Source organism: Kribbella sp. NPDC051587 (assembly GCF_044453945.1).
Taxonomy (GTDB): domain Bacteria; phylum Actinomycetota; class Actinomycetes; order Propionibacteriales; family Kribbellaceae; genus Kribbella.
This window is the reverse complement of the sequence record NZ_JBITDE010000004.1, coordinates 169,910-189,287: the sequence shown is the minus strand read 5'-3', so window position 1 is coordinate 189,287 and position 19,378 is coordinate 169,910. Positions and strand designations below refer to the sequence as shown.

Below are 19,378 nucleotides of genomic sequence, written 5' to 3'. Positions count from 1 at the left end.
TCTCCCTGTGACGACTACTGTCGCCGCGACCCCCGCTCCCGCTCCGGCCGGTCAGAAGACCGGCCGGAACGGGAAGCCGCGGACCGCGAACCTGTTCAAGATGCTGCCGCTCACCCCGGCCATCGGCCTCATGCTGGTCTTCCTGGCCGGCCCGATCGGGTACTGCATCTACGCCGCGTTCACGAACATGGCTCTGACCGGCAACGGCGCGGCGAACGTGACGTTCGTCGGGCTGGACAACTTCCGCAAGGCCTTCGGCAGCGGCGCGTTCACGAACGCGATCTGGCTGACGCTGATCTTCACGCTGCTCTCCGCGATCATCGGGCAGAACACGCTGGGCCTCGGCCTGTCGCTGCTGATGCGGAAGTCGACCAAGATCGTCCGCAACTTCGTCGGTACGGCGGTCATCGGTGCGTGGGTGCTGCCCGAGGTGGTGGCGGCGTACCTGCTGTCGGCGTTCTTCAACGACGACGGCACGCTGAACGTGATGCTGCGCGCGGTCGGGCTGCCCGGCCAGGACTGGTTGTACGCGGCACCGATCATCGCGGTCTCGCTGGCCAACATCTGGCGCGGTACGGCGTTCTCGATGCTGGTGTACTCGGCCGCGCTGAGTGAGGTACCGAAGGAGATCGAGGAGTCGGCCGAGATGGACGGCGCCGGCGGCTGGCGGCGGCTCGTGTTCGTGACGCTGCCGATGATCAGCCGCGCGATCATGACCAACCTGATGCTGATCACGCTGCAGACGCTGAGCGTGTTCGGCCTGATCTACGCGATGACCCGCGGCGGTCCCGGGACGAAGTCCCAGACACTGCCGCTGTACATGTACGAGCAGGCGTTCAGCTTCTCCCAGATCGGCTACGGGACCGCGATCGCCCTGGTGATGCTGGCGATCGGTGCGGTCTTCTCGCTGATCTACCTGCGTGGACTCAATGCGGAGGCAGCGTGATTGCGCGGGACCGGCTGAGCAAGCTGACGTCGAACCTGGTGTTGCTTGCCATCGGCATCTTGTTCGTGCTGCCGTTGTTGTGGGTGCTGTTCGCCTCGATCAACCGGACGGCGGGACTGCGGGTCGAGTTCCCGACCCACCCGACGTTGGGGAACTTCAAAGCGGTGCTGAACACCGACACGACGTACCGGCCGGTCCTGAACGGGCTGATCCTGTGCGGCGGTTCGGCGTTGCTCACTATGGTGTGCGCGGTGCTGGCGGCGTACCCGCTGTCGCGGTTCAAGTCGCGGTTCAACCGGCCGTTCTTGTTGACGGTGCTGTTCTGTACGGGGTTGCCGATCACCGCGGTGATGGTGCCGGTGTACGGGCTGTTCGTTCAGCTGAACCTGGTGGACACGCTGGGCGGGACGATCATGTTCATGGCGACGAGTTCGCTGCCGTTCGCGATCTGGCTGACCAAGACGTTCATGGACGGCGTACCGATCTCGCTGGAAGAGGCGGCGTGGGTGGACGGCGCGACCAACATGCGGGCACTGAAGAGCATCGTGCTGCCACTGATGTGGCCGGGCATCGCCGTGGTGCTGATCTTCACGTTCATCGGGATGTGGGGAAACTTCTTCGTCCCGTTCATGCTGCTGCTGTCCCCGGAACGTCTGCCGGCCTCGGTGAGCATCTTCACCTTCTTCGGCCAGTACGGCGAGCCCAATTACGGCCAACTGGCGGCGTACTCGCTCATCTACACGACGCCCGTGCTGCTGCTGTACCTCTTGCTGAGCAAGAAGCTCGGCGGTGCCTTCGCCCTCGGCGGAGCCATCAAGGGCTAACCACCTGAACAGCCGCCGCGCACCGGACCCCGCTGCGCGGCGGCTCCTCTTTGCCGCCTTCGGCGGGGTGCGAGCTGGGGGTGAGCGCGGGAAGCGGTTGGTGCCGGACAGGTGGTTGGACGGCGCCGCTTGATCCTGCCGGTGGGGGATGTGCGGTGCTGGAACGCTGTGGGTAAGCGGTTCCGGAACCAAGTCGGCGTCTCCGTCCTGTCGTTCGGCGACTCGCCGGGGTGATTGCGGAGGGCAAGCAGTCGACCTAGGCTCGCGGGGGAGGAGGCTTGATGAAGGGGATCGTGCTGGCCGGTGGGTCGGGGACTCGCCTTTATCCGATGGCTCGGGGGATCTCCAAGCACCTGATGCCGATCTACGACAAGCCGATGATCTACTACCCGCTGTCGACGGTGATGAGTGCGGGGATCAGCGAGATCCTGATCATCACGACCCCGGAGGACCGGGCGAGCTTCGAGCGGTTGCTGGGGGACGGGGCGCAGTTCGGGTGTTCGTTCAGTTATGCGGTGCAGGCGCGACCGAACGGGATCGCCGAGGCGTTCCTGGTCGGCGAGGAGTTCATCGGGGACGGCGCGGTCGCGCTGATCCTGGGGGACAACCTGTTCTACGGCGACGGCTTCGGGGACGAACTGAAGGCGGCCGCGGATCCTGACGGTGGGGTGGTATTCGCTTACACCGTGGCGGATCCGCGCCGGTACGGCGTCGTGGAGTTCGATGCGGACCGCCGGGCGATCGGGATCGAGGAGAAGCCGAGTGAGCCGCGGTCGAACTCCGCGGTCGTCGGGTTGTACTTCTACGACAACGACGTGGTGGAGATCGCGCGGTCGCTAGAGCCGAGTGCGCGGGGCGAGCTCGAGATCACCGACGTGAACCTCGAGTACCTCCGCCGCGGCAAACTGCAGGTGCAGGTGCTCGACCGGGGTTCGGTCTGGCTGGACACCGGCACCATCGAGTCGCTCGCGGATGCGTCCGACTTCGTGCGGGTGCTGGAGAACCGGACCGGGCTCAAGGTCGGCAGCGTCGAGGAGGCCGCGTGGCGGCAGGGGTTCATCAGTGACGACGACCTCCGGCTGCTCGCCGAACCACTGCGCAACTCCGGGTACGGCGAATACCTGCTGGCGTTGCTGAACCGGCCGAGCATGGTGCGTCGGTAGATGAACCGCCTGCTGGTCACCGGGGGAGCCGGGTTCATCGGCGCCAACTTCGTACAGAACGCCGTACGGACGAATCGGGTCACTGTGCTGGACGCGCTCACGTATGCGGGCGACCGGCGCAGCCTGGAGACGGTTGCCGATGACATCGAGTTCGTCCACGGCGACATCGGGGACGCCGAGCTGGTCGACCGGCTGGTGAAGCAGTCCGACACCGTCGTGCACTTCGCGGCCGAGTCACACGTCGACAACTCGCTCGGTGATCCGGCGCCGTTCATCCGGACGAACGTGGTCGGCACGTTCAACCTCCTCGAGGCAGTACGCCGGTACGACGTCCGCCTGCACCACATCTCCACCGACGAGGTGTTCGGCGCGTTGTCCCTCGACACGGAATCCCGGTTCACCGAAGAGACGCGGTACGACCCCTCCTCGCCGTACTCGGCCAGCAAGGCGAGCTCGGATCATCTGGTGCGCGCCTGGTCCCGGTCGTACGGAATCGCCGCCACGATCTCCAACTGCGCCAACAACTACGGCCCGTATCAGCATGTCGAGAAGCTCATCCCGCGGCACATCACCAGCGTGCTGACCGGCGTGCGCCCGAAGGTCTACGGGACCGGCGCCAACGTCCGCGAGTGGACCCACGTCGACGACCACAACGCCGCCGTACAACTGATCCTGGACAACGGCCGCCTCGGCGACACCTACCTGATCGGCTCCGGCCAAGAGCGCTCGAACAAGCAGGTGACGGAGTCGATCCTGCGTCTGCTCGGCCAACCCGCCGACGCCTACGACCAGGTCGCCGACCGCCCCGGCCACGACCTTCGCTACGCCACCGACTCCACCAAGCTCCGCACCGAGCTCGGCTGGAGCCCGCAGTACGTCGACTTCGAGTCGGGCCTGGCCGACACCATCACCTGGTACCGCGAGCACCGCCCCTGGTGGGAGGCCGCGAAGATCGCGACCGAGGAGCGTTACGCCGACAGCTGATCACTCGTTTGGATCAGCCCATCGCGTTGTGGGTTGGCCAGCCGCCTGCAGGTGGCCCACCACCATTTGAGGCTCTTCTGCTCGATGTGTGGGTGGTACGACGCGGGCGGCGTCGCACGGTGGTTTCGGTCGCTGGCTAGGCGAGGTCTTCGTAGGTTTCTTGCCAGAACTCGAGTTTTTCGGCGAAGGGTTCGTCGACCTGGGGGTCGGGGGTGCCTTCGGCGAAGGATTCGAGGGCGGTGGGGACGAGGACCGCTGCTTCGGGCGCCTGGTGAAGGATGAGGGCCAGGCGGACGATGAAGGTGACCAGGCGGGTGAGCTTGTTGTGGTCGATCGGGGTGTCGCGGCCCAGGGGGTCGTGGATGACCTCTTGGGACTTGAGCTGCTCGCGGATCGACTTGAGGGTGCGGGCGGCGTCCTTGTGTTCGGAGCGGCCGGGGGTGGCGTTGACCGCCTCCGCTGGGAGGCCGAGGAGCTCGGCCAGGTCGGTGGACGGCGGGTCCAGCGGGCTGCTCTTGCCGAAGAGGCCGGGCTTGGTGGACTGGAGGTGAGTGTCGATCTCGTCGACGAGCTCCGTCAGTCCCCTGAGGAGGGCGGGGACGAAGTTGTCGGCGGTCTTGCGACGGTTGGTGGTGAGGGCCGTCGTGCGCTCGTAGTCGGCTTCGACCGTGGAGCGCAGGGCGTCCGGCCAGTCGTCGAGGCCGGTCAGGCCGGTGTGCTGGGGCGCGGACGGGTTGAGGTCGCTCGCGGACAGAGGTTTGGCGCCGGAACGGGCGGCGTCGATCTCTTGCTCGAGCTTCTTCTGCGGACCCGGAACGATTGAACTCACGTGATCACCCTAGCGGTGGTGGCGTGAGACCTCGGAGCGATGGGATCGAGCGGCTCAGCCTGCGGGTGGCTGGTCCAGGCGGCGGAGGTTCCAGATGGACGGTACGACGAGGGTGGCGATCGTGATCAGGATGTAGAGCGTCAGGCCATACAGCTCGACGGCCTTCACCGAGATGGCGGCGGCGATGTAGCCGACCGTTAGTTGGCCGACGGGATTGGCGATGAAGGAACCGAGCATGTCGTACGACGAGACTCGGGAGAGCTTGTCGAGGGGGACGTGCTGACCGAGTGCGGTCTCCCAGCCGATGCCGAAGATCTCGAAGCCGAGGCCCATCACGAAGGCTGCGGCGGCGACAGCGACGGCGTACGGGAAGAGCGCGAGGCAGAGGATGATTGGTGCCGCGAGCAACATTCCGGCCATGCCGGCGCGCAGCGGGTACCGCGGTTTGAGGCGGAGCATCAGCAGGCCGCCGGCGACCAGGCCGGCGCCGAAGCAGGCGCTGACCACACCCCAGGCGGCGCGGCCGAAGGTGGTGTCGGCGATGACCGGGCCGAGGGTCGTGTAGCAGGCGGTGAAGATGACGTTGAGCAGGCCGAACGCCAGGACGACGACCCAGACCCACTGCCGGGAGGCGAACTCGCTCCAGCCCTCGCGGAGATCGGTGATCATCGAGGACGCGCGGCGTGCGACGGATGGCAGCTTCAGCCGGGAGATCAGGGCCGCGGCGATCAGGAAGGTCGCGGCGTCGACCGCCAGCCCGACTCCCGGACCGGTCAGTCCGACGATCACGCCGGCCACCGCGCCGCCGCCGATCATCGCGGCCGAGCGCGCGAAGCCGGAGATGGCGGTCGCCTGCGGCAGGTCGGCCTTGTCGACGATCGAGGGGAGGACGCCGGTCATCGCAGGCATCACGAACGCGGACGCGGCGCCGTTCACCGCCTCGATGGCGGCGAGCTGCCAGATGGTCGCGTGGTCGGTGAGCACCAAGACGGCGGCAAGCGTCTGGGTGAGGCCGCTGATCGTGTTGGCCACGAGTACGACGAGGTGCCGGGGAAGGCGGTCGGAGATCACACCACCGACCAGCAGGAAGACGATGTTCGGGATGCTCCGGGCGGCCAGCACGGTGCCGACGGCGCTCGCGGAGTGTGAGATGTCGAGTACGGCGAACACCAGCGCGACCGGGGCGATCGTCGAGCCGAGGATGGAGACGAACCGGGAGGAGACGAACAGCCGGACGTCTCGATGCCTCAGTACCGCGAGGTCCTGCCGCCAGCCCATCGATCCCCCTCGCCGGTCGTTCGACCCCCGCGATCCTACGGGCGGATCGAGCCGTCCACCTCCGGATTTAGCCGACAGCAGTTGCCGTCGGCATCTTGTGAAGACCTTCACAACAGCGGGTGACATCGTCGTCACCCATCGTTTCTGAGATGAGACCTGCCGCGTCAGTGGTCTTTTCGCTACCTTGGGGTATTGGTCCCCCCTCGATCTGCAGGAGGCTCCGTGAAGATCAACGACGTACTGCGCGGCAAAGGCACCGACGTGGTCACCATCTCGCCGCAGGCCACCGTCACCGAACTCCTTGCCCTGCTGGCCGAGCGCAACATCGGCGCGGTGGTGGTGAGTGCGGACGGGACGTCCGTGGCCGGCATCGTCTCCGAGCGTGACGTGGTCAGGCTCGTGAACCGGACTCCGGACGCCGGTGATGTCCGGGTCAGCGCCATCATGACCGCCGAGGTCCACACCTGTACGCCGGACGACCTGATCGACAACCTGATGCGGTTGATGACGGACCGCCGGATCCGGCACGTTCCGGTCGTCGTGGACGGTGCCCTGACCGGTCTGGTCAGCATCGGTGACGTGGTCAAGTCGCGGATCGGTGAGCTGGAGTTCGAGAAGGAGCAGCTGTCCAACTACATCTCCAGTTAATACCGGTCAGGCCGTAATTCCGGACAGGGCCGGTCCGCGGGGTTTACAGTCCGTCCATGAGTCAGACTCCACCCCCGGCCGGGCCTCCCGGCGGCCAGCCGCCGTACCCGGGATCACCGCAGCAGCCCGGACCTCCGCAGTACGGGCAGCAGCCGCAGTACGGAGGACAGCCCTCGTACGGCGGACCTCCGCAGCAGCCCGGGCAGTACGGCATGCCGCCGATGGCCCCGATCCAGGGCATGCCCCAGCAGCCCTATCAGGGCCCGCCGCAGGGTACGAACGGCTTCGCGGTCGCCTCGCTGATCTTCGGGATCATCAGCGGGGTGCTGCTCAGCGTCATCTTCGGCATCGTCGCGCTGCGGCAGATCAAGCAACGCAACCAAGGCGGCCGGGGACTCGCGATCGCCGGTCTGGTGATCTCCGGGTGCTGGGTCCTGCTGTTCGGGGTGGGGCTGATCATCGCGATCGCCACCGACGACGAGCCGAGCCGGGACGCGTCCGGTCAGGTCACCGAGACGGCGAATGTGCGGCCGGAGAAGCTCAAGGTGGGTGACTGCGTCGAGAAGGTCGACACCGAGGGCCTGATCCGCAACATGAAGCTGGTGCCGTGCAGCGGGCCGAACGGCGGCGAGGTGTACGCCGTGTTCGAGCTGCCGGCGGGGAAGTGGCCGGGCGAGAGCGCCGTCTCGACCGTCGCCGAGTCGGGTTGTAGCGACCGTTGGGACGCCTTGAAGCGGAAGGTGGAGGAGGACTCCAACATCTACTACCTGCAGCCGGTCGAGGCCAGCTGGAGCATGGGCGACCGCGGCGTCACTTGCTTGGTGGTTCCAAAGTAGTTCGGGGCGGGGAAGGTATCAGATCAGCTCAGATGGCTACGAAGAAGAGCAGGAAGCTCGCCAGGGCGAGCGCCAGCAACGCCGTACCGACGATGCCGAGGACGCGGCCGGCCTGAGCCATGCCTCGGTTGCTGTAGGTGCCAGGCGCCGCGTCGATCTCGGCGAGCGCCTGGCTACCGAGCGCCCACGTGACGGGCGACAGGATGAGCAGACCGCTGCAGAGGGCGAGGATTCCCAGGACGAGTGCGACGGTGGCCTGGGTGCTGTCCCGAAGGATGCCGTACGCCGGTTGCCCCGGGGAGCCGGGCTGGACCGGGTAGAACGTGTGCGTCCGGTCAGTGCCGTCGGTGTACGACATCCTGGGCTCCTCAGGTCAGTTCGATCAGGTCCCCCAGTCCGAGCTCGGTGAGCTGCGGCCTGACGTCCTTGGCTTCCCCTACGACGACGACAAGCAGTCCGTTGGTTCCCACGAACTCCCGGTACGCCGCTGTGGCCTGCTCGGCCGTGGTCGCGGCGATCCGCTGCATGTAGGTGTCGGCGAAGTCGATCGGTACGCCGTTGGCGATGTTGCTGCCCACCTGCTGGATGATCGAGTCCGCCTGCTCGTAGCGCAGCGGTGCGGTCAGCGTCAGGCTGTCCTTGGCCTCCTGCACCTCCTGCTCGGTCAGACCGTCACGGGCCTCGCGCAGGATCCGCAGTGCGTCACCGATCGCCGCACCGGTCACCTCGGTGCGGACTGCGCCGCCCAGAGTGAACGTGCCGCCCTTGCGCGGTGCGGAGAAGCTGCTGCGCGTTCCGTAGGTGTAGCCCTTCTCCTCGCGCAGCACGGTGTCCACGCGGGAGGTGATGGTGCCACCGACCACGTGGTTCGCCACAGCGGCAGGACCCCAGGCGGCGCTGCGCCGGTCCGGACCGGCGCAGCCGATCACCAGCTGGCTCTGCACCGAGCCCGGCCGGTCCACCAGCACCAGACGATCACCCGGCAGGTACAGCGGCTCGGGTGTCTCCAGTGCCGGGCCCACCTCGGCCCGCCAGTCACCGAAGGCGTCGTCGACGATCGCAGCGACGTCCACACCGGTCGCGTCGCCGGCGAACAGGATCTGCGCTCGCGCCGGACCGATGTTGCTCCGGTAGAACTCAGCCACCTGGACGTTCGTCAGCGGGCGGATGGTCTCCGGAGTCCCCGCGGTCGGCCGGGACCGGCGCGTGGAGGCGTCGAACAGGTGCGCGGCAAAGGCCTCACGGGCCCGGTAGCCGGCGTTCGCCTTCTCCTGGTTGATCTCGCCGAGCCGGATCGTCACGTGCCGCCCGACGTCGGCGACATTAAACGCAGGACGGGTGACCGCCTCGGCCAGCAGCTTCACGGCCGGGGCCAGGTGTGACACCGGGACCGAGATCTCCACATGCAGCGCGTCCGAGCTGACATCGACCCCGTACGCCGCTCCGTGCCGCTCCAGGGCCGCTGCGAAGTCGTTGGCCGAGTGGAGCTCAGTGCCCTCGTCGAGAGTGCGGGACATGATCGTCGCGACGCCCTCGAGGTCACGCGGCTCCGCGAAGAGCGGCATCGCGATCGTGACCCGGACAGTAGCGACGTACTGGCCCGGGCGGTCGAAGATGTGCACCGGCGTACCGGCGCTGGTCGTGGTGGCCGTCGACTCCGGGAACTTCCACGGACCGGGCGGGCTGACCGGCGGGGGAGTGGTGAGTTGGGTCATGCTTCCGCTCCAGCCTCTTCGGTACGGCGGTAGGTCACCTGAGCGCGACCGGAGGCCCGGATCCACTCGCGGGCCGCGGCCTGGACCTGCTCGGCCGTGATGGCGCGGACCTGGTCGATGCGGGTGTTGATCCGGTTCGGGTCGCCGAACAGCAGTGCGTGGTGCGAGATCTCGTCAGCGCGGCCCGCACAGGTCGACAGCTGCTCCAGCCAGTCCCGCTCGGCCTGCGCCTGCACAGTGGCCAACTCCTCGTCAGTGACGCCGCTCTCGGCCAGCTTCTCGATCTCTTCGAGCAGTGCGTCCTCGACCTTCTGCAGGTCCACGCCGTCGGACGCGATGCCGGTCAGCGTGCCGAAGGAGACCCCACCGATCAGTGGCAGCGCACCACCGGAGACGGACTGGGCGATCTGCTCGTCCCGGACCAGCCGACGGTTCAGCCGACCACTCTGACCCGCGGCCAGTACGTCGAGCGCCAGCCCGGCCGCATCCAGCTCCGGAGTCCCGTCCGGCGGCAGCCGGAACATCATGGTGACCAAGTCGGACGGTACGTCTTCCTGTACGTCGTCGCGCAGCACCTCGGTGAGCGGCCCGATCGTGCCGTCCGGGGCGGGCGGCGGCGTCGGGATCGCCGGCAGGTGACCGAAGTACCGCTTGGCGGCGTCGAAGGCGTCCTCGACCGACACGTCGCCGACGATCGTCAGTACGGCGTTGTTGGGGCCGTAGTAGGTGCGGAAGAACTGGTGCACGTCCTCCAGCGAGGCCGCGTCCAGGTCGGCCATCGAGCCGATCGTCATGTGCGCGTAGGGGTGGTTCTCGGGGAAGAGGAGCCGGACCAGCCGCTCGTACGAGTCGCCGTACGGGCGGTTGTCGTAGCTCTGCCGCTTCTCCTCCTTCACCACGTCGCGCTGGTTGTCCAGGTTCTCCTGGTTGAGCGCGTCGAGCAGGTAGCCCATCCGGTCGGCCTCCAGCCACAGGGCCAGGTCCAGACCGCCGCTCGGCAGCGACTCGAAGTAGTTGGTGCGGTCGAAGAACGTGCTCGCGTTCAGGCTGGCGCCCACCGTCTCCAGCAGGCTGAAGTGCTGCCCGGACTGGACGTTGCGCGACCCCTGGAACATCAGGTGCTCGAACAGGTGCGCGAAACCGGTCAGACCGGGTGGCTCGTGACGCGAACCCACGTCGTACCAGAGGTTGACCGCGACGATCGGAACAGCGCGGTCCGAACTCACCACGACCCGTAGGCCGTTGTCGAGCGTCTGCTCCGCAAGGGGGTAGTTCAAGGGCATGCGGCCACCCTACGTGGTCAGGCCTACGTGGTCAGGCCAGGCGCTTGAGTACCTCGTCGTGCAGCCGGCCGTTGGTGGCGACGGCGTTCGGGCCGTTCGGACCGGGAGCGCCGTCGACCGACGTGAACCTGCCGCCGGCCTCGTCGACGATGATCGACAGCGCCGCCATGTCGTAGAGGTTCAGCTCAGGCTCGGCCGCGATGTCGACCGCGCCCTCCGCGACCAGCATGTAGGACCAGAAGTCGCCGTACGCGCGGGTCCGCCAGCAGTCGTCCATCAGCGTGGCCCACTGGTCCTTCTTGCCGAGCTTGTCCCAACCCTTGAGTGAGGCGTAGGACAGCGAGGCGTCCTCGATGGTGTTCACGTCGCTGACCCGGCAGGGCTGCGAGGAGTGCAGCGCGCGGCCGGTCCAGGCACCATCGCCGTACGACGCCCACCAGCGCTTGCCGAGTGCCGGAGCGGAGACGACGCCGACGACCACCTGGTCCTCGATCATCAGGCTGATCAGCGTGGCCCACACGGGGACGCCCCGGATGTAGTTCTTGGTGCCGTCGATCGGGTCGACGACCCAGCGCCGGACACCCCAGCCCGTGGTGCCCTCTTCCTCACCGACGAACGCGTCCCGCGGGCGGGCCCGGGAGAGCGTCTTGCGCATCACGTCTTCGACCTTCTTGTCCGACTCGCTCACCGGGGTCAGATCGGGCTTGGTGGCCACGTGCAGGTCGAGTGCCTTGTAGCGGTCCATCGTGGTCGAGTCCGCATCGTCGGCCAGGATGTGGGCGAGCCGCAGGTCATCCGTGTGCGAGGGCATAGCCGGAAGGCTAGCCTGCGGCGAGGTTGAACCGAATAGCGGTTCAGATCGTGTGGAGTGGTACAGAACCACACGACCGCCTTTAGGAGGCGTCAATGTTCGAGCGCTTCGGGGACCTGCCCTTGCATGTGCTGGTCATCCACGCTGCGGTGCTGGTGCTCCCGGTGTCCGCACTGACCGCCATTGTCTTCGCTCTGGTCCCGCGCTGGCGGTGGCTGCTGCGCTGGCCGGTGCTGCTGCTCGGTCTGGGCTCGCTGGTGCTCGCGTTCGTCGCCAAGGAGAGCGGTGAGGCGTTCGTGGCCGCCGTACCGACCCTGCAGAAGGCTGTCGAGCTGCACCAGGAGCGGGGCGACCTGCTCTTCTGGTTCTGCCTGATCTTCGCTGTGGTGGCGGTGGCCGCATTCCTGCTGCTGGGCGGTCCCTCTGCGCTGGCCAGTGGCAAGGGCGCCAAAGAAGGGCGCGGCGGCCCGCTGGGGCTGGTGACCAGCGCTGCGATGGTAGTGATCGGCGTACTGGTGATCTACCAGACCGTTCGCACCGGTGACGCCGGTGCGAAGGCTGTCTGGGACGGGCAGCTGCCTAAGTAGTCGGCTCGGAGTCCCGCTGCTCGCGGCCCTCACGGCTGGCCAGCAGGCGGCGGAACGACGTGACCCGGTCAGCGTCGGCCTTGCCCTCGGCGACAGCCTCGTCGAGGGCACAGCCGGGCGACGTCTCCGTGTGAGCGCAGCCGCGGGGACAGTCGACCGTGAGGTCCGCGAGATCGGGGAAGGCGTCGATGAGCTTGTCAGGATCGACATGCGCCAGCCCGAACGACCGGATACCTGGGGTGTCGATGATCCAGCCGCCGTCCGGCAGCCGCAGTACGACGGTGCTGGTGGAGGTGTGGCGGCCACGGCCGGTGACCTCATTGACGACCCCGATGGCGCGGTGCGCGCTGGGGATCACTCCGTTGACCAGAGTGGACTTCCCGACGCCGGAGTGACCGACCAGCACGCTGGTGCGGCCCTCGAGTTGCTCACGCAGTGCCTGTAGGTCACCACCCTGCTGGGTGGCTACGGACTCGACTCCCAGTGGGCGGTAGATGTCGAGCAGGGGTGTCGGGTCCGCGAGGTCGGTCTTGGTCAGACAGAGCAGCGGCCGCATGCCCGCGTCGTACGCGGCGACCAGGAAGCGGTCGATGAGTCCGGTCCGGGGCTCCGGGTTGGCGACGGCCACGACGATCACGAGCTGCTCGGCGTTCGCGACCAGCGGTCGCTCGATCGGGTCGTCGTCATCGGCCGAGCGACGCAGCAGGGTCGTCCGGGGGAGCACCTCGACGATCCGCGCCAGGGAGCCCTCGTCACCGGTCGCGTCGCCGTCCAGCTTGACCAGGTCGCCGACGATCACGCCCTTGCGGCCGAGCTGGCGAGCCTTCATCGCCGTCACCTGCCGACCGGTCGTCGTGTCGCCGACCCAGCACGTGTAGCGACCGCGGTCGCGGGTGGTGACGAAGGCGACGACGGCGTCGTCGTACGTCGGACGGTCCTTGGTCCGCGGCCGCGTCCGGCGCTTGGGCCGGTCGTACTTGGCCTCCTCGTCGTACCGCGACATCAGCCGGCCAGGCCCGACCAGAGCTCGGGGAACTCCGGCAGTGTCTTCGCCGTGGTCCCGATGTTCTCGATCAGCAGCCCGTCGACGAGCAGTCCGACCACAGCGGCCGCGTGCGCCATCCGGTGGTCGTTGTAGGTCGCGAACAGCCCGCCCTGCAAGGGCTTCGGCCGGATCTCCAGCCCGTCTTCCAGCTGGGTGACCTCACCGCCCAGTGCGTTGAACTCGCGCTCCAGTGCGGCCAGTCGATCCGTCTCGTGGAACCGCAGATGCGCAATACCCCGCAGGTACGACGGTCCGTCCGCAAAGGCTGCCACAGCCGCTATAACCGGGCTGAGCTCGCCGACTGCGCTCAGGTCGAGGTCACATCCGTTGACTCGCCCGGTGCCGCGCACCGTGAGGCCGTCGTCGGTGCGAGTCACCTCTGCGCCGAAGCGGGTGAAGATCTCGGGCAGCTGACCACCTGGCTGCGTGGTGTGCTCCGGCCAGCCCGTCACGGTCACCTCGCCACCGGTGAGCACGGCGGCGGCCAGGAACGGCGCGGCGTTCGACAGGTCGGGCTCGATCGCGGTGTCCAGCGCACGAATGGGGCCGGGGGCAACCACCCAGCGGTTCGGCTCGGAGTCGTCAACGACGACGCCGCGCTCCCGCAGCATCGCCACCGACATGTCCAGGTGCGGCTGCGACGGCACCGGCTTGCCGTCATGCCGGATGTCGACACCCTCGTCGTACCGGGCGCCGGCCAGCAGTAGCGCGGAGACGAACTGGCTCGAGCCGGAGGCGTCCAGCGTGACCTTGCCGCCGCGCACCGACCCCGTGCCGGACACGGAGTACGGCATCCGGCCGGTGCCACCGTCCTCGATCTGTACGCCGAGCGCTCGCAGCGCATCGAGGATCACGCCCATCGGGCGCTCCCGGGCGTACTCGTCACCGTCGAACGCGATCACACCATCGGCCAGCGCGGCCACGGGCGGCACGAAGCGCATCACGGTGCCGGCCAGACCGCAGTCCACACTCGCCGGGCCCTTGAGCGAGCCGGGGGTGACGGTGACGGTCGAGCCGTTGTCCGCGATCCCGACGCCGAGCGAGGTGAGCGCCGTCCGCATCAGAGTGGTGTCACGCGCGCTGAGCAGGCCCGTCAGGTGTGACGGGCCGTCTGCGATCGCTGCGAGGATGAGTGCCCGGTTGCTGATCGACTTCGATCCGGGCACCGTGATCCGGCCGCTGACCGGCCCCTCGGCCCGAGGTGCCGCCCAGCCCTGCTCCTGACTCATCCCACTCCCTCAGCTCGTTTCTTGCCTCTGAGCCTAGGGCATCGCGCTTACTGGACCTTCCAGCCTTCCGGGAGGCTGATGGTCAGACTGTTCGGGGACTTGCCGAACTGCGGCGTCGGGAGGGCCTTCGGCCAGGAGTAGTTGACCACCTGGATGGTGGTCCGCTTGATGGCCGGCTCACCGTTGGCCGCAGGGGTGTCGATACCGCTCTGGAACGCTGCGACCGGCAGCAGGGTGGCGGGGTCGAGGTAGTAGACCATGTGGATGCCCTCGGTGATGTTGAAGGGGTTCGACCACCTCCACTCGACCGGGTCGATCCCTGACTCGCGCAGCGCCCAGGTCAGGATCTGCGAGCCGTAGTAGTTGTCGTCGGCCCGCACGACCGGCTTGAAGTCGACGACCTGCCGGACGTAGGTCTTGCCACCGGCGCTCAGCAGCGTGGGCTGGGCCGGGTTCACGAACCCCTTGCTCTCCCGCAGATAGCCGATCACCTTGTCCGCCTGCTCGGCCGTCAGCCCGGTCGAGACGATCGCGTCGGTGCTGCCCTGCGGCATCTTGGTGCACCAGAGGTCGTCGAAGGTGCTGCGCTGCCAGGCCTTGTTGAGTTTCGACCAGACCATCGGCTTCGGCTCCCCGGTGCAGACCGAGTCCGTCGGTTCCTTGTCCGCCCGGCCGTCCATGATGGTCTGGGCGTAGTAGTACTTCTTGCTCTGGCGGTCGGCGGCCAGGTCACTGATCGACCAGATCGGCTGTCCGGTGGCGAACACCTTGGCATCCGCGAAGACCGACGTCTTCAGCCGGCCGATCGGTGTGGTCATCTGACGCTTCAGGATGCTCTCGTGGAACGCCTGCGGGTTCACCTCGCTCAACGCCTGCGCTGTGACGGGCTGGCCGGGCTCGATGATCTTGGCGTCCTTGGGCGGGGCTCCCGCCGAGGTGCCACCACCGTTGCCGGAGCCGGTGTTCTTCCAGACCACCACACCGCCGACGGCGATGACGAGCACGAGAGCCAACGCCCCCGCGATGATCAGCGGGGTGCGGCTCTTCTTCGGCGGCTGCTGGGGCTGGTAGAAGCCCTGCGGCCCACTCGGGTACGACGGTTGTGCGCCCGGGTACTGCGGTGGGCCGGCCGGGTACTGCGGCTGGCCACTGGGGTACTGCGGCTGCTGCGGACCCGGGTACTGCTGCTGAGGCGGAGCCGCGTACTGCTGCTGCGGGGGACCGGCGTACTGCTGCTGCGGACCGCCGTACTGCTGTTGCTGAGGCGCGGGTGGCTGCTGAGTCACGGGCTGCCAGGCGCGCCCGTCCCACCACCACTTGCCGTCGTCACTGTAAGTGGGCACGGCCTCCAGCGTAGGGCCGCGCCAGGTCAGCCGAGGTGCAACTCGGCCTTCGCGAGTCGGGCCCTGGCCTTGGCGTCGCGGGCCAGCTGACGGGTCTCTCGCTTGGCTGCCTTCGCGCCGCGCTTGGTCTCCCGCTTGGCTGCCTTCGCGCCGTGGCTCGCCCGCCAGGCCACACCCGGCTTGCCCTCGGTGTCGACGGCCGCGAGGAGCAGACCGCCCATCAGACCCAGGTTCTTCAGGAACTGGACGCGCTGCTGAGCCTTGGCCGCCTTCTCGTCCTCCTGCCAGAACGAGTGCCCGGCCAGGGTCGTCGGCACCAGTGAGGCGGCCAGCAGCGTCGCACCGAACCGCCGGCCTTTGCCGGTGGCCAGTGCGAGACCGCCGAGCACCTGCGCGGCGCCGTTCAGGCGGATCAGGTTGACCGTCGTCTCCGGGAGCCGGTCGGCGACCTGGGCCGGTGCGGCCTTCTTCAGCATCGGCACCAGCCGGTCGGTGACGGGCTGCGCCTTGGACACGAGCGGCTCGGGATTACGGACCGAGTTGGCGCCCTGGACGATGAAAATGGCGGACAGCAACGGCCTGGCCAATGCACGCACGACAGTCATGCCTCCTTCATACACCACCTGTTGAGGAGACTCCGGTACCCAGGCCCAACCGTCAGATCGGGCAGCCGTCCGGACCGCAGGTGGCGTCGTCCGCGTTCGGTGCGCTGATCAGGGTCACCGGCTTGCGGTCGGCGTTCGCACGGCGCAGTGCCTCGCGGAACACCTCCGCGGGCTGGGCGCCGCTCACGCCGTACTTCTCGTCGATGACGAAGAACGGTACGCCGTTGGCGCCGTACGCGAGGGCTTGTGCCTGGTCGGCGGCCACCTCGTCGGCGTACTCGGTTCCGGCCAGCACCTCAGCCACTCGGTCGGCCGGGAGACCGACCTCCTCGGCCAGCGCGGCCAGAGTGGTGTGGTCACCGACCGGGAGGCCGTCGGTGAAGTATGCCTTCAGCAACCGTTCCTTCAGCTGGCCCTGGGTGTCCGTGCCGTACTCGAGAGCCAGGTGCAGCAGCCGGTGTGCGTCCACGGTGTTCACGGACTTCGCCTGATCCAGGTGGTACTCCAGACCGAGCTCAGCGGCCACGGCGGTCACCTGCTCGTTCGCCTGGACACCCCACGCGCGGTCACGGCCGTACTTCTCGCCCAGCCGCGTCGGCAGGTCGCGGGGGTCGTCGTTCGTCGACGACGGGTCCAGCTGGAAGCTGTGCCAGACGATCTCGGGCTTGTCGCCGCTCTCGGCGATCGCCTCTTCCAAGCGCCGCTTGCCGATGTAGCACCACGGACAGACGACATCGGACCAGACATCAATACGCATGCTCAGAAGAACCTGTGCCGGTCCGAACCCATTCCCCGTGTGACGCGTCTGACGCCACATGGAGATCACCGAGGACCTCGTCCGGAACCTGCTCCGCGACCAGTACCCCGACCTGGCCGAGCTGGAGCTGCGGGAAGTCATCGGCGGTTGGGGCAACCAGATGTGGCGCCTGGGGGAGGAGCTGGCCGTCCGGATGCCCCGTCAGCCCGGTGCTGTGCAGCTGCAGGAGGTCGAGTACCGGTGGCTCCCGACCCTGGCTGAGCGGCTCCCGCTGCCAGTGCCGATACCTGTACGGCGGGGTGTGCCGTCGGAGCGGTTTCCCAATCCGTGGCTGATCACCCAGTGGGTGCCCGGTGAGCCGGCGGACCGGGAGTTCATCACGGCGGATGAGTCGGGTACCACCCTGGCCACCTTCCTGCGCGCACTGCATCAGCCCGCGCCGGTCGACGTACCGGCGACCTCTCGGACCGGACCGCTGCGGCTGAGCGATATCGAGCACTTCTCCGAGAGCATCGCGCCAGGGGAGGACGTACGGGAGATCTGGGCCGATGCTGTCGCCGCACCGTCCTGGGACGGGCCTCCGGTGGTTGTGCACACGGATCTGCACCCGGCGAACATCGTGGTGGCAGAGGGCCGGCTGGCTGGAGTGATCGACTTCGAGGACCTGGGGAGCGGCGACCCTGCCATCGACATCTCGGCTGCGTGGGTGCTGCTTCCGGATGGCGCGGCCAAGCGGTTCTTCGAGGCCTATCCGATGGACGACGCGACGTTCCGGCGGGCTCGGGGCCACGCTGCGATCAAGGCGATGTTCATCCTGGCCATGGCAGTCAACGGGGAGCGAGGGCTGCGCGGCGGCAAGCCCACGTGGCGGGCAGCGGGGGAGCTGGCCCTGGAACGCGTCGTCGGCCGGTCCACCCGGTGAGGGGTGGACCGGCCGACAGGTGACTCAGCGAGCTGCTTGCTCGATGGTGTGGGTGACCAGCGACGGCTCCGAGAGCATCACCAGGTGTGAGGCTCCGGGCGCCTCGACGACCTTGGCGTTGGCTCGCTTAGCCATGAACCGCTCAGCCGCTGGGGCGATGGCGCGGTCCTTGCCGGCGATGACGGCGTACTTCGGGAGGCCGGCCGGTGCGCTGGCCGGGACGGTCTCGGTGAAGACCGATGCGGCGACCGGACGCTGCGACGAGGCCAGTACGGCGGCCTGCCGGCTGGGCAGGTCGGCGGCGAAGACCCACCGGAACGCGTCCGGCTTCATGACCAGGTCCACACCACCCGGGTAGGTGATGGTGTTGGTGGTGGTCTCGTTGATCTCGCTCCCGGGGAACTGTGCGTTCAGTGCACCGATGGTCTCTCCCGCCTGCGGAACGAACGCGGCGACGTAGACCAGCGACTTCACATCGGCTGCTGCTCCCGCGAGCTGAGTGATCAGAGCACCGCCGTACGAGTGTCCGACCAGGACCTTCGGGCCGGAGATGCCGGCCAGGACACCCTTCAGGTACGACGTGTCGCTGGCGATCCCCCGCAGCGGTACGGCGGGGGAGACGACCGTGTAGCCGTCCCGCTGGAGCTTCTTGGTGACCTCGGACCAGCTGCCGCCGTCGGCGAACGCTCCGTGCACGAGGACGATGGTGGGCTTGGGCTTCGGCTGGTGAGTCGCGGCTGCCGTGGTGGCTCCGGTGACAGTCAGCAGGACAGTGGCAACGGCTGCGGTCAGGCGACGGATGCGCATTACTTCGCACCACCCTCGACTGCGGTCGCGATGAAGGCGGCGACGGCCTTGGGCTGCGAGACGGCGACTGCGTGCGAGCCGTCGACCTCGATCGTGGTGGCCTTGGCGCGGGCTCCCATGGTCCGCTGGCCCTCCGGGTGGATGGCCTCGTCGGCCGATGCGATCAGCTGGTAGACCGGCAGCCGCTTCCAGCTCGCCGGACCGGACTTCTCCTCGAAAGCCGCGGCAGCGATCGGACGCTGCGTGCGGGCCAGCAGGTCGTACTCCGCGACGTCGGCCGCGAACAGGTCGTGGAACTTGGCCTGGTCGATGCTGAGGAAGGTCTCCTCGCCACCGTCACCCGTGGGCAGCTGGTGCGGGACCAGTCCGGCGCCGAAGTCGTTGGCGGGGAAGCTGCCGAGCAGGTCCTGCAGGCTCTCGCCCTCATCGGGGATGAAGGCCGAGATGTACACGAGGGCGGTCACGTTGTCGGCGGCGTTCGCGACGTTGGTGATCACCGCGCCGCCGTACGAGTGCCCGACCAGGACGACCGGGCCGTCGATCTCCCGGACCTGAGCAGCGATCCGGCTGCCGTCGTACTGGGCGCCGTGCAGCTCGTTGGACAGCGCCACCGCCGGGATGCCGCGGCTGGTGAGATCGGCGATCACGCCGGTCCAGGACGAGTTCTCGGCGAACGCTCCGTGCACCAGGACGACGGTGGGGGTCTTGTCGGTCATCTGTCTCGCACTCCTTCAGTAGGTGATGACCTGAAGATTGCCGCGAACAG

At 68.0% G+C, this 19,378-nt stretch carries 21 protein-coding genes; 8 read left to right on the top strand and 13 right to left on the bottom strand.

All coding sequences use genetic code 11. The features are described 5' to 3' along the window. Positions 1-7 precede the first annotated feature (7 nt). The 4 genes from ACIA49_RS16560 to rfbB all read left to right on the top strand — a co-directional run bounded on the left by ACIA49_RS16560 (position 8) and on the right by rfbB (position 3,917). Complete coding sequence (locus ACIA49_RS16560) at positions 8-946, top strand: carbohydrate ABC transporter permease (RefSeq protein ID WP_396378015.1); 939 nt, start codon at positions 8-10, stop codon at positions 944-946. Beyond that, complete coding sequence (locus ACIA49_RS16555) at positions 943-1,770, top strand: carbohydrate ABC transporter permease (RefSeq protein ID WP_396378014.1); 828 nt, start codon at positions 943-945, stop codon at positions 1,768-1,770. Before ACIA49_RS16560 ends, ACIA49_RS16555 begins: the two co-directional genes overlap by 4 nt. A 281-nt stretch (positions 1,771-2,051) precedes the next feature. Next, a complete protein-coding gene (rfbA, locus tag ACIA49_RS16550) occupies positions 2,052-2,933 on the top strand; it encodes a glucose-1-phosphate thymidylyltransferase RfbA (RefSeq protein ID WP_396378013.1) in 882 nt (293 codons plus the stop codon). Continuing rightward, a complete protein-coding gene (gene rfbB / locus ACIA49_RS16545; protein WP_396378012.1) occupies positions 2,934-3,917 on the top strand; it encodes a dTDP-glucose 4,6-dehydratase in 984 nt (327 codons plus the stop codon). Between the two features lie 136 nt (positions 3,918-4,053). On the opposite strand, the gene ACIA49_RS16540 is transcribed toward rfbB, so the two are convergent. After that, the gene (locus tag ACIA49_RS16540; RefSeq protein ID WP_396378011.1) at positions 4,054-4,746 is read right to left on the bottom strand and encodes a hypothetical protein; all 693 of its coding nucleotides are present in this window, start codon (positions 4,744-4,746) and stop codon (positions 4,054-4,056) included. Positions 4,747-4,800: 54 nt separating this feature from the next. Further along, positions 4,801-6,024 (bottom strand): MFS transporter, encoded by a 1,224-nt coding sequence (locus tag ACIA49_RS16535; RefSeq protein WP_396378010.1) that lies wholly within the window; start codon positions 6,022-6,024, stop codon positions 4,801-4,803. 222 nt (positions 6,025-6,246) lie between these two features. On the opposite strand from ACIA49_RS16535, the gene ACIA49_RS16530 reads away from it, so the two are divergent. Together ACIA49_RS16530 and ACIA49_RS16525 are read left to right on the top strand one after the other, a co-directional pair. Further along, entirely contained in the window at positions 6,247-6,672 is a 426-nt protein-coding gene (locus ACIA49_RS16530; RefSeq protein WP_396378009.1) for a CBS domain-containing protein, read from the top strand. A 56-nt stretch (positions 6,673-6,728) separates the two neighbouring features. Then, a complete protein-coding gene (locus ACIA49_RS16525; protein WP_396378008.1) occupies positions 6,729-7,508 on the top strand; it encodes a DUF4190 domain-containing protein in 780 nt (259 codons plus the stop codon). A 28-nt stretch (positions 7,509-7,536) separates the two neighbouring features. Here ACIA49_RS16525 and ACIA49_RS16520 read toward each other — a convergent pair whose 3' ends face one another. The 4 genes from ACIA49_RS16520 to hisN are packed head-to-tail and all read right to left on the bottom strand — an operon-like array spanning position 7,537 to position 11,317. Further along, the gene (locus ACIA49_RS16520) at positions 7,537-7,866 is read right to left on the bottom strand and encodes a DUF4190 domain-containing protein (RefSeq protein ID WP_396378007.1); all 330 of its coding nucleotides are present in this window, start codon (positions 7,864-7,866) and stop codon (positions 7,537-7,539) included. Between the two features lie 10 nt (positions 7,867-7,876). Continuing rightward, positions 7,877-9,223 (bottom strand): M16 family metallopeptidase, encoded by a 1,347-nt coding sequence (locus ACIA49_RS16515; RefSeq protein ID WP_396378006.1) that lies wholly within the window; start codon positions 9,221-9,223, stop codon positions 7,877-7,879. Continuing rightward, complete coding sequence (locus ACIA49_RS16510) at positions 9,220-10,506, bottom strand: M16 family metallopeptidase (RefSeq protein WP_396378005.1); 1,287 nt, start codon at positions 10,504-10,506, stop codon at positions 9,220-9,222. The genes ACIA49_RS16515 and ACIA49_RS16510 overlap by 4 nt, the downstream gene beginning before the upstream one ends. Before the next feature lie 31 nt (positions 10,507-10,537). After that, on the bottom strand, positions 10,538-11,317 hold the full coding sequence (hisN, locus tag ACIA49_RS16505) for a histidinol-phosphatase (RefSeq protein WP_396378004.1): 780 nt from the start codon (positions 11,315-11,317) through the stop codon (positions 10,538-10,540). A gap of 95 nt (positions 11,318-11,412) precedes the next feature. Here hisN and ACIA49_RS16500 point away from each other — a divergent pair, with 95 nt between their 5' ends. Beyond that, a complete protein-coding gene (locus ACIA49_RS16500; protein WP_396378003.1) occupies positions 11,413-11,904 on the top strand; it encodes a DUF2231 domain-containing protein in 492 nt (163 codons plus the stop codon). Here the strand turns inward: ACIA49_RS16500 and rsgA are convergent. The 5 genes from rsgA to ACIA49_RS16475 are packed head-to-tail and all read right to left on the bottom strand — an operon-like array spanning position 11,897 to position 16,883. Beyond that, positions 11,897-12,907 carry a ribosome small subunit-dependent GTPase A gene (gene rsgA / locus ACIA49_RS16495; protein WP_396378002.1) on the bottom strand — a complete coding sequence of 337 codons (1,011 nt, stop codon included), beginning with the start codon at positions 12,905-12,907 and terminating at the stop codon, positions 11,897-11,899. The genes ACIA49_RS16500 and rsgA overlap by 8 nt on opposite strands. After that, positions 12,907-14,178, bottom strand: a complete 1,272-nt coding sequence (gene aroA, locus ACIA49_RS16490; protein WP_396378001.1) for a 3-phosphoshikimate 1-carboxyvinyltransferase — start codon at positions 14,176-14,178, stop codon at positions 12,907-12,909. The genes rsgA and aroA overlap by 1 nt, the downstream gene beginning before the upstream one ends. A 47-nt stretch (positions 14,179-14,225) precedes the next feature. Then, on the bottom strand, positions 14,226-15,521 hold the full coding sequence (locus tag ACIA49_RS16485) for a hypothetical protein (protein WP_396378000.1): 1,296 nt from the start codon (positions 15,519-15,521) through the stop codon (positions 14,226-14,228). A 26-nt stretch (positions 15,522-15,547) separates the two neighbouring features. Next, positions 15,548-16,126: a DoxX family membrane protein gene (locus tag ACIA49_RS16480; RefSeq protein WP_396377999.1), complete on the bottom strand. Its 579-nt coding sequence runs from the start codon at positions 16,124-16,126 to the stop codon at positions 15,548-15,550. Between the two features lie 52 nt (positions 16,127-16,178). Then, a complete protein-coding gene (locus tag ACIA49_RS16475; protein WP_396377998.1) occupies positions 16,179-16,883 on the bottom strand; it encodes a DsbA family protein in 705 nt (234 codons plus the stop codon). Positions 16,884-16,941: 58 nt separating this feature from the next. On the opposite strand from ACIA49_RS16475, the gene ACIA49_RS16470 reads away from it, so the two are divergent. Then, positions 16,942-17,805 (top strand): aminoglycoside phosphotransferase family protein, encoded by an 864-nt coding sequence (locus tag ACIA49_RS16470; RefSeq protein WP_396377997.1) that lies wholly within the window; start codon positions 16,942-16,944, stop codon positions 17,803-17,805. A gap of 24 nt (positions 17,806-17,829) precedes the next feature. Here the strand turns inward: ACIA49_RS16470 and ACIA49_RS16465 are convergent, their stop codons facing one another. After that, positions 17,830-18,612: an alpha/beta hydrolase gene (locus tag ACIA49_RS16465; protein WP_396377996.1), complete on the bottom strand. Its 783-nt coding sequence runs from the start codon at positions 18,610-18,612 to the stop codon at positions 17,830-17,832. Further along, complete coding sequence (locus ACIA49_RS16460; protein ID WP_396377995.1) at positions 18,612-19,328, bottom strand: alpha/beta hydrolase; 717 nt, start codon at positions 19,326-19,328, stop codon at positions 18,612-18,614. Before ACIA49_RS16460 ends, ACIA49_RS16465 begins: the two co-directional genes overlap by 1 nt. Positions 19,329-19,378 lie beyond the last annotated feature (50 nt).